Source organism: Streptomyces sp. SID1328 (assembly GCF_009865595.1).
Classification (GTDB): domain Bacteria; phylum Actinomycetota; class Actinomycetes; order Streptomycetales; family Streptomycetaceae; genus Streptomyces; species Streptomyces griseoluteus.
On record NZ_WWKH01000990.1, the window covers coordinates 1 to 5,478 of the forward strand.

Consider the following 5,478-nt stretch of genomic DNA (forward strand, 5'->3'; position numbering starts at 1 on the left):
CCCTGCCGCGCGGCACGCATCCGCAGGCGGCGATGCACGAGGCGATCGTGGCCGCCGCGAAGGCCGTGGACGCGCTCGCCGAGGCGCCCGACGGGGCCCGCGAGCACGCCCCGCACCAGAACGCCCCGGCCTGCACGATCGTCGCCTCGGTGGTCGCCTCCGGCCTGCTGGTGGTCGGCTGGGTCGGCGACAGCCGCGCCTACTGGGTGCCGGACGACCGCTCCGCGCCCCCGGCCCGGCTGACCGAGGACGACTCCTGGGCGGCCCAGATGGTGGCGGCCGGCCTGATGAACGAGGCGGAGGCGTACGCCGACGAGCGGGCCCACGCCATCACCGGCTGGCTCGGCGCCGACGCCTATGAACTGGAGCCGCACACCGCGTCGTTCAAGCCCGACCGGTCCGGTGTGGTGCTGGTCTGCACCGACGGCCTGTGGAACTACGCCGAGGCGCCCGAGGAGATGGCCGAGGTGCTGCCCCCGGACGCGGCCGCCCGCCCGCTGCACGCGGCGCGGGTGCTGGTGGGGCACGCGCTGGACGCCGGGGGCCACGACAACGTAACAGTGGCCGTCGTGCCGTTCCCCACGCCGCCGCAGGGGGCAGGATCGGCCTGAGGCCGTCGCCGCGCGGGTGACCGCGCGTGGTGCGGGGGCCTCGGGTACGGGGAAGCACAGGCAAGCACGGACAGGCACGGGGAAGGACGGGCGGACACGGAGGGGACCGGTCCGCCCGAACGCACCGCCTCGCGGGGAGTGGGGCGTGTCCGAGGGGGATGTGAACCAGCATGGCCAAATTCGCCAAGCCGGGCGGGCCGCAGTTCTCGGTGGACGTCTACCAGAACGAGTATCTGCCGGAGGGCGGCCGCGAGGTCAACGCCATCGTGACCGTGACGGCCAAGGGCGGCACCGCGCCCGCCGGGCCGGGCGCCTCGGCCGCCGTGGTGCTGATGGTGGACTGCTCGGGCTCGATGGACTACCCGCCCACCAAGATGCGCAACGCCCGCGACGCCACCGCCGCCGCCGTCGACACCCTGCGCGACGGGGTGCACTTCGGGATCGTCGACGGTACGCACGTGGCCCGCGAGGTCTATCCGGGCGGCGGCCGGCTCGCGGTGGCCGACCCGACCACCCGCGCCCAGGCCAAGCAGGCGCTGCGCAGGCTCGGCGCGGGCGGCGGCACCGCGATCGGCACCTGGCTGCGGCTGGCCGACCGGCTGCTGGCGGGGGCGGACGTGTCGATCCGGCACGGCATCCTGCTGACCGACGGCCGCAACGAGCACGAGTCGGCGGCGGAGCTGAAGGACACCCTGGACGCGTGCGCCGGGCGGTTCACCTGTGACGCGCGGGGCGTGGGCACCGACTGGGAAGTGAAAGAAGTCACAGGCATCGCCTCGGCGTTGCTCGGCACCGCCGACATCGTCGCCGATCCGGCCCGGCTCACCGAGGACTTCACCCGCATCATGGAGTCGACGATGGGCAAGGAGGTCGCCGACGTCGCCCTGCGGGTGTGGACGCCGGTCGGCACCCGCATCAAGTTCGTCAAGCAAGTGGCGCCCGCCGTCGAGGAGTTGACCGACCGGCGCACCGAGGCGGGCCCGCGCGCCGGGGACTACCCCACCGGCTCCTGGGGCGACGAGTCCCGCGACTACCACCTCTGCGTGGAGGTCCCGGCGGCCGGGCTGGGCCAGGAGATGCTCGCCGCCCGCGTCCTGCTGGTGGTGGCCCAACCGGACGGATCGGTACAGAACCTCGGCGCCCAGGGACTCGTACGGGCCGTGTGGACCGACGACATGGCGGCCTCGACCTCGCTGAACGCCCAAGTCGCCCACTACACCGGCCAGGCCGAACTGGCGCAGGTCATCAGGGAAGGGCTGGACCTCCGCAAAGCGGGCGATATGGATGGAGCAACGGCCAAACTGGGACGCGCCGTTCAGCTGGCGGGGGTGTCGGGGAACGCGGATACTGCGAAACTGCTTGCGAAGGTGGTGGACGTGGTCGACGCCCCGACCGGTACTGTGCGGTTGAAGGCGAAGGTCGCGGAGGCCGACGAGATGACCCTCGAGACCCGGTCCACGAAGACTGTTCGCGTCAAGAAGTGACCCTGGCGACAGGGACCCTGCAGACACCGATACCTCAGCAGAAGGGGTACCACCGACATGCCGACCTGCCCGAACGGACACCAGTCGGGTTCCGACGACTGGTGCGAGGTCTGCGGTCACCGCATGGCCGGTGCCGTGCCTCCGCCCCCGCCCCCGTCCGGCGGCGGCTACGGGTTCCCGCCGCCGCGGGGCGAGGGACGCCCCTCCCCCGGCGCGCAGGCCGAGCTGTGCCCGCAGTGCCGTACGCCCCGCGAGGGCGGCGCGCCCTTCTGCGAGGAGTGCCGGTGGAACTTCCTGACCAACACCGCCACCTCGTACACCCCGGCGGCCCCGCCCCGGCAGCAGCAGCCCCGCTACCAGTCGCCGAGCCGGCCCTTCGGCGGCGGTGACGGGTACGAGTACCAGGGCTCCCGGCCCTCGCAGGTGAACCGGCCGGCCGAGCCGATACCCCCGTTCGACTCCGAGCCCTCGGGGCCGACGCCGTTCGGCGACGAGCGCCGCCCGGCGTCCCCGCCGCCCACCTCGGGCGGGCAGTCCCCGTTCGGGGAGCGCCGGCCGGGACCTCCGCCGGGGTTCGGTGGTGGGCCCGGGCAGGGCCCTGGCCGGCAGGGTGGTCCTGGTCCGCAGGGTGGTCCCGGGCAGCAGGGGCCCGGTCCGCAGGGCCGGCCCGGTCAGCAGGGTCCGGGCGGGCCCGGCGGCCCCGGTGGCGGGCAGGGTTACGGCGGTCCGGGGGGTCCCGGCCGTCCTGGTGGCCCCGGTACGCAGGGCGGCCCCGGTGGTCCCGGCGGCCCTTCCGGCCAGGGTGGCCCCTCCGGTCCCCCGCCGTTCGGGCGTGAGCCCTCCGCCTTCGGCACCGCTCCTTCCCGGCAGGCTCCCCCGCCGTCCGCGCCGTCCGGTTTCCCGCAGGAGACCGGCCGTGCCCCGGCCGGTGGCCCGTCCTTCGCGGACGACGACTGGGTGATCCCCCCGCCGCCCTCGAACAACGGCCCCGCAGGCGGCCCCGGTGGCGGCTACGGCTACCCGCAGCAGTCCGGCCCCGGCCAGTCGCAGGGCTACCCCCAGGCCCCGCAGGCCCCGCAGGGACCCGCGACCTGGACCGCGACCATCGGCCCGGACCGCGAGTACTTCATGGCGATGATGCAGCGCTCCGGCCCCGAGGCCGCGGGGCTAAACCTGCCCGCCTACTCGCCCGAGCAGCAGCGCACGCTCACCGGCAACCAGGTCACCATCGGCCGCCGCCGGCACTCCACCGGCGACACCCCGGACATCGACCTGTCGGTGCCGCCGGAGGACCCCGGTGTCTCGCACCAGCACGCGGTTCTGGTGCAGCAGCCGGACGGCGGCTGGGCGGTCGTCGACCAGAACTCGACGAACGGCACCACGGTCAACGGCTCCGACGAGCCGATCCAGCCGTTCGTGCCGGTACCGCTCCAGGACGGCGACCGGGTGCACGTGGGCGCCTGGACGACGATCACCGTCCACCGCGGCTGACCCAGGGTGTTCACGGCAGCGGCCAGGCGTGGCCCTCCGGGTCGTCCAGCCAGGCCCAGGCGCGCCGGCCGCTGACCGTGACGCCGTACCGTTCGCGGTCCGGCATGCCCGCCCTCTCCCACAGCGCGTACGCCCGTGTGGGCTCCAGCGCGCCCCGGACCAGGCCCAGCAGGAAGCGGAACGACTCCTGGTCCCGCGCCCGCCCCGGCAGCCCGTGGGTGGGCATCGGCTCGGCGGGCGCGCGGCTGTCCCCGCGCAGCGGTACGAAGTAGGCACCGGTGCGCAGGAAGCGGCCCTCGGCGCGGCCGGAGTCGTCGACGTCCAGCGCGAGCAGCCCGTTGTTCAGCGGGGCGATGATCCGGGCGCCGGGCGTGCACTGGGCGATCCAGGCGCGCGGCACCGTGGGCAGCATGCAGGTGGCGATGATCCGGTCGTAGGGAGCGCGCGCGGGCACGCCGTACGCCCCGTCGCCGGTGACCACCACCGGGTCGTACCCGGCCCGGGCGAGGTGCCGGCGGGCGGGCTCGGTGATCTCCGGTTCCATGTCGACCGTGGTGACCAGGGAGTCGTCGCCGAGCCGGTGGGCGAGCAGGGCGGCGTTGTAGCCGGTGCCGGTGCCGACCTCCAGCACCCGGTCGCCGTCCCGGACACCCAGCGCGACCAGCATCCGCGCCATCAGCGAGGGCTGGCTGCTGGAGGAGATCAGTTCGCCGCCGTGCAGCCGGGTGGCCAGCGGGGCGTCCGCGTAGGCGCCGCGCGCCCAGCGCTCCCGCCCGGCCGGATCGGGGTCGTCGGCCGCGTACCGCTCGTACCCGCCGAGGACGCCGACGTAGTAGTACGGCACGAACAGGTGCCGGGGCACCTCGGCGAAGGTCTCCCGCCACACCGGGTCCGCCCGCCAGGCGCCGTCGTGGTCGATCTGCCGGATCAGCGCGGCCCGCGCCTCGGCGGCCACCCGGGTCAGCTCGGAATCGTAGGCGCCCATACGTCCACAGTAGGCACGATCCGGGGCGGGAGCGGCGGACGGTGGCCGGTCCTAGGGCTTGAGTCCTGGGCCTCGCGGTCTGAGACCATGGACGGGTGAACGAGATCCGACGTGGCACGCTTCAGGAGCAGACCTTCTACGAGCAGGTCGGCGGGGAGGAGACCTTCCGCCGGCTGGTCCACCGTTTCTACCAGGGCGTCGCCGAGGACCCGCTGCTGAAGCCCATGTACCCGGAGGAGGACCTCGGCCCGGCCGAGGAGCGGCTCACCCTGTTCCTGATCCAGTACTGGGGCGGACCCACCACCTACAGCCAGGAGCGCGGCCACCCCCGGCTGCGGATGCGGCACGCCCCGTTCGCCGTGGACCGGGCCGCGCACGACGCCTGGCTGAAGCACATGCGGGACGCGGTGGACGAACTGGAGCTGTCCGAGGAGCACGAGCGGACGCTGTGGAACTACCTGACGTACGCGGCGGCGTCGATGGTGAACACGACGGAGTGAGCCGGTTTTCGCGAACGGGACCGTGAGAGCGGGTCGTGGCGCACGATGCCTTGGGAACGAGGCCCTGTGAGCGGGGTTTTCAGCGCACCGTGACGCCGAGCGCGCCCAGCCCCGCGCGCCGTACGGCGATCGACCCGTAGGGGGTGCGCAGCCGGAGCCACGCCCCGGAGGAGAACAGGCCCGTCTCCTCGGCGCTGTCCGGCTCGGGGGGCCGCAGGAAGCCCAGCGAGTGCGCGGCGTGCACGGCCCGCACCGGGAGCCGGGTGGCACCGACCTCGCGCGACCAGATCTCCCGCCCGATGCGGTCCAGCTCGGCGCGGGTGCGCTGCTCCGGGGCCAACTCCTCGGTACGGGAGCGGAATTCGGCCACCGACCGGGCCACGGTCCGATGCAGCACGGCCGGTCCG

General features: G+C 74.4%; 5 protein-coding genes and 1 pseudogene. 4 read left to right on the top strand and 2 right to left on the bottom strand.

Annotated elements, in window-relative coordinates; all coding sequences use genetic code 11:
• The 3 genes from GT030_RS31880 to GT030_RS31890 form a co-directional block, all read left to right on the top strand.
• Positions 1 to 611, top strand: a 611-nt coding sequence (locus GT030_RS31880; RefSeq protein ID WP_161204058.1) for a PP2C family serine/threonine-protein phosphatase, incomplete at its 5' end; no start/stop codon positions are given.
• Between the two features lie 170 nt (positions 612 to 781).
• A complete protein-coding gene (locus tag GT030_RS31885) occupies positions 782 to 2,095 on the top strand; it encodes a VWA domain-containing protein (protein WP_161204059.1) in 1,314 nt (437 codons plus the stop codon).
• 57 nt (positions 2,096 to 2,152) lie between these two features.
• A complete protein-coding gene (locus GT030_RS31890) occupies positions 2,153 to 3,586 on the top strand; it encodes an FHA domain-containing protein (protein WP_161204060.1) in 1,434 nt (477 codons plus the stop codon).
• 10 nt (positions 3,587 to 3,596) lie between these two features.
• Here GT030_RS31890 and GT030_RS31895 read toward each other — a convergent pair whose 3' ends face one another.
• Positions 3,597 to 4,571: a methyltransferase domain-containing protein gene (locus GT030_RS31895; RefSeq protein ID WP_161204061.1), complete on the bottom strand. Its 975-nt coding sequence runs from the start codon at positions 4,569 to 4,571 to the stop codon at positions 3,597 to 3,599.
• A gap of 95 nt (positions 4,572 to 4,666) precedes the next feature.
• Between GT030_RS31895 and GT030_RS31900 the strand changes: the two genes are divergently transcribed.
• Entirely contained in the window at positions 4,667 to 5,071 is a 405-nt protein-coding gene (locus GT030_RS31900) for a globin (protein WP_161204062.1), read from the top strand.
• Between the two features lie 79 nt (positions 5,072 to 5,150).
• Here GT030_RS31900 and GT030_RS31905 read toward each other — a convergent pair.
• Positions 5,151 to 5,478, bottom strand: a pseudogene (locus tag GT030_RS31905) (hypothetical protein); the annotation flags it as partial.